We start from the raw sequence: 3,798 nt of genomic DNA, 5'->3' as shown, positions 1-3,798 counted from the left end.
GTTGAAGTCGGCGTTGCCGGAAAAAGTCGTATCATTGCTAGATTGAAGCCATGGGATCCCTGACTCTGCCTGGTAGAACCGAACTCTATGACTGTTCCCCTGATTCAAAATCGTGACGCTTTGGAAAGCCGTCTTAGGGAGATTCCCACCGAGCCTGGCGTATATCTAATGCGAGATGCCACAGATCAAATTCTCTATGTAGGCAAATCTAAGAAATTGCGCTCTCGCGTGCGTTCTTATTTCCGTTTTGCTGATGATCTGTCTCCTCGCATTCAGCGCATGGTAGCTCAGGTTTGTGAAATTGAGTTTATCGTTACCGATAATGAAAGTGAAGCTTTGGCTCTAGAAGACAATCTAATTAAGACTCACCAACCCCCCTATAACGTCCTCCTTAAGGATGATAAAAAGTATCCTTACTTGTGTATCACCTGGTCAGAGCTTTATCCACAGCTTTATATCACTCGTCACCGTCGTCTCAATCAGAATCAAGACAAATACTACGGCCCTTATACTGATGTCGGTTTGTTGCGCTACACCCTTGGATTGGTCAAGCGAATTTTCCCCTTGCGTCAACGATCTAAGCCTCTGTACAAAGATCGCACCTGTTTGAACTATGACATTGGACGTTGTCCCGGAGTATGTCAAGGCTTGATCAGCCCAGAAGACTACCGCAAAACGCTAGCTCAAGTAGCCATGATCTTCCAAGGCCAGACGGATGAGCTGATCAGACAACTGCAGGAGAAAATGATCCAGGCTGCCGAACAAGAAAATTACGAGGCAGCCGCGCGATATCGGGATCAAATCCGCGGCCTAGAGCAACTGGGCGAATCCCAGAAGGTCTCTTTGCCCAACTCTAGCGCCAGCCGTGATGCTCTGGCCCTGGCCATGAACGATTCGCGAGCCTGCATTCAATTGTTTCAGGTGCGGGCCGGCAAGTTGGTGGGACGGCTGGGGTTTGTTGCCGAAAATCGGGGCGATGATCCGGCGTTGATTTTGCAGCGAGTTTTACAAGAACATTACCAATACTGTGATCCGGTGGAAATTCCTTCGGAAATCTTGACCCAGTATGAATTGCCCGATCGCGATTTTCTGGAGTCTTGGCTGAGCCAGAAAAAGGGCCGCAAGGTAAGCCTTATCACCCCTCAACGGCAGAGCAAAGCAGAGCTGATCGAGTTGGTGGAGCGAAACGCCGAGCTGGAGCTAGCCCGCAGCCAGCGCCTGGCCGATCAGAACACTGCTGCCTTGGAGCGCTTGGCGGAAGTCTTGGATCTGCCGGAGCCGCCCCGCCGTCTGGAAGCTTACGATATTTCCCACATTCAGGGATCCGATGCTGTGGGCAGTCAGGTGGTGTTTATCGATGGCCTGCCGGCCAAGCAACACTACCGCCGCTATAAGATTCGCAACCCTGAGGTACGCCCCGGCCATTCCGATGATTTTGCCAGCCATACCGAGGTGGCACGGCGTCGCTTCAGCAAGATGACTCCCGAGGATCAGCCGGATTTGGTGCTCATCGACGGGGGCAAGGGGCAACTGTCGGCAGTCATGGCCGTCTTGGCGGATTTGGGTTTGGATCACCTGCCGGTGATTGCCCTGGCCAAGCGAGAAGAAGAGATCTTCCTGCCGGGGGATCCCGTGCCGCTGCGGTTGGCTGCGCAAGATCCGGCTCGCCTGCTGTTGCAACGCCTGCGAGATGAGGCCCACCGCTTTGCCCTTGCCTACCATCGCCAGCAGCGGAAGCTGCGCCAACAGGCCTCTACGCTTGACGAGATCCCCGGCCTGGGCAAGTACCGGCAAAAGCTGCTGATGGAAGAGTTTCGGTCGATTGCTCGCATCCAGGTGGCCTCAGAAGACCAGTTGGCCCGGGTGCCCGGCATTGGCCCCAAGCTGGCGCGCCAGATCTACCGCTACTTCCACCCGGAGGCCGATTTGCCGGCAACTGCGTTGGCGGAGCCGGAGAGACGCTGACGGGGAGCCAAATCTCCCCTTGGAGCTGGCCTATTATCGTGAAATCCACCACTTGCTAGGACAGCCGTTCTCGGCCAAGGGGGCCAGGGTGAAGATAGCGCTGCTGCAACTGAACTACACCGTTGGCGATCTCAGCGGCAATGCCGAGCGCATCCGTCTGGCGGTGGAAGCAGCGTCAGCGGCAGGAGCGGAGCTGGCCATCGCCTCTGAGCTGGCCCTGTTGGGGTACCCGCCTCGCGACCTGTTGCTCTACCCGGCCCTGGTCGAGAGGGCAGGCCAAGTTTTGCAGCAGTTGGCCGCCCGGCTGCGGGATAGCATTCCGGTGGTGGTGGGATCCGTGCAGCCCAACCCTCTGCCGGAGGGGCGGCCCCTCTACAACGCCGCGGCCTGGCTGGAAGGGGGTCAGATCCGCCACTGGTTTCAAAAGTCGCTCCTGCCCACCTACGATGTCTTCGACGAGGATCGCTACTTCGAGCCGGGATCCCCGCCCCGGCCCATCGAGTACCGTGGTCGCCGGCTGGGCTTCACCATCTGCGAAGATATCTGGAACGACCGCGACTTTTGGCGCCACCGCCGCTACCACCGCGATCCGGTGGAAGAGATGGCCCGCTGTGGCGCCGATTTACTCATCAATCTGTCGGCTTCTCCTTTTAGCCTGGGCAAGCAAAAATTGCGGGTGGAGATGCTGGGATCCCTGGCCCGCAAGCATGCCCTGCCCATCCTCTACGTCAACCAGGTGGGGGGCAATGACGACCTCATTTTCGACGGGGCCAGTTGCGCCCTAGATGGCCGGGGCCGGCTGGTGGCCCAAGCCGCTGCCTTCGCGCCGGATCGGCTGATTGTGGATGTGGAGGCGCTGACCCATCCCCCCGACGAGGAACAGAGCCCGCCGGGATCCCGCTGGCCAACGGAGCCGGAAGCAGAGCTCTACGAGGCGCTGGTTCTGGGCGCCCGCGACTACGTCAGCAAATGTGGCTTTCGCGAAGTCTTGCTGGGCCTCTCGGGGGGGATCGACTCGGCTGTTACTGCTGTCATTGCCGCCGATGCCCTGGGCCCGGAGCGAGTGCTGGGGGTGCTCATGCCCTCTCCCTATTCCAGCCCGGGCAGCCTGACCGATGCCTACCAACTGGCGCAAAACCTGGGGATCCCTACCCTGAAGCTGCCCATTCACTCGATTATGGAGAGCTACCAGCACCTGCTGGCAGAAGCTTTCGCCGGCCTGCCCCCCGACACGACGGAAGAAAACCTGCAATCGCGCATTCGCGGCACCCTGCTCATGGCCCTTTCCAATAAGTTTGGCCGGCTGCTCTTGACCACAGGCAACAAGTCGGAGCTGGCGGTGGGCTACTGCACCCTTTACGGGGATATGTCCGGCGGCCTGGCGGTGATCTCCGATGTGCCCAAAACTTGGGTCTACCGCCTGGCCCGCTGGATCAACCGCCAGGGGGAGCGGATCCCACTCCCCATCCTTACCAAGCCTCCCTCGGCGGAGCTGCGGCCCGGCCAACAAGATAGCGACAGCCTGCCCCCCTATGACCTGCTGGACACCATCCTGCAGCGGCACATCGAACAGCACCAGTCGGCTGCCGAGCTGGTGGCCCAAGGGTTTGATCCCGACACCGTACAACAGGTGCTGCGCCTGGTTCAAAAGGCCGAGTTCAAGCGCCGCCAGGCTCCCCCCGGCCTGCGGGTTACCGATCGCGCCTTTGGCACCGGCTGGCGCATGCCCATCGCCAAATGCCAGGAAGGGATCAGTTGAGATTTTGCCCTCTCCCAGGGGGAGTCAGCCCAAGCGCTCCGCGCCGCTCACGCGACCACCCCCAGCCCCTCTCC

Annotated in this window: 2 protein-coding genes; both read left to right on the top strand. The window is 59.4% G+C overall.

Annotated elements, in window-relative coordinates:
- The first annotated feature begins 87 nt into the window (after positions 1-87).
- Positions 88-1,965: an excinuclease ABC subunit UvrC gene (gene uvrC, locus NW844_RS12395; RefSeq protein WP_414336067.1), complete on the top strand. Its 1,878-nt coding sequence runs from the start codon at positions 88-90 to the stop codon at positions 1,963-1,965.
- Positions 1,966-2,053: 88 nt separating this feature from the next.
- Positions 2,054-3,724 (top strand): NAD+ synthase, encoded by a 1,671-nt coding sequence (locus tag NW844_RS12390; protein ID WP_414336069.1) that lies wholly within the window; start codon positions 2,054-2,056, stop codon positions 3,722-3,724.
- The last annotated feature ends 74 nt before the right edge of the window (positions 3,725-3,798 follow it).

Origin of the sequence: Synechococcus sp. H55.2 (genome assembly GCF_047462495.1) — a bacterium.
Taxonomy (GTDB): domain Bacteria; phylum Cyanobacteriota; class Cyanobacteriia; order Thermostichales; family Thermostichaceae; genus Thermostichus.
The sequence above is the reverse complement of the archived record's forward strand: the minus strand, read 5'-3'. Positions and strand labels throughout refer to the sequence as shown.

Coding starts and splice junctions, on each gene's coding strand:
- uvrC (WP_414336067.1), top strand. CDS start 88: ATGACTGTTCCCCTGATTCAAAATCGTGACGCTTTGGAAAGCCGTCTT.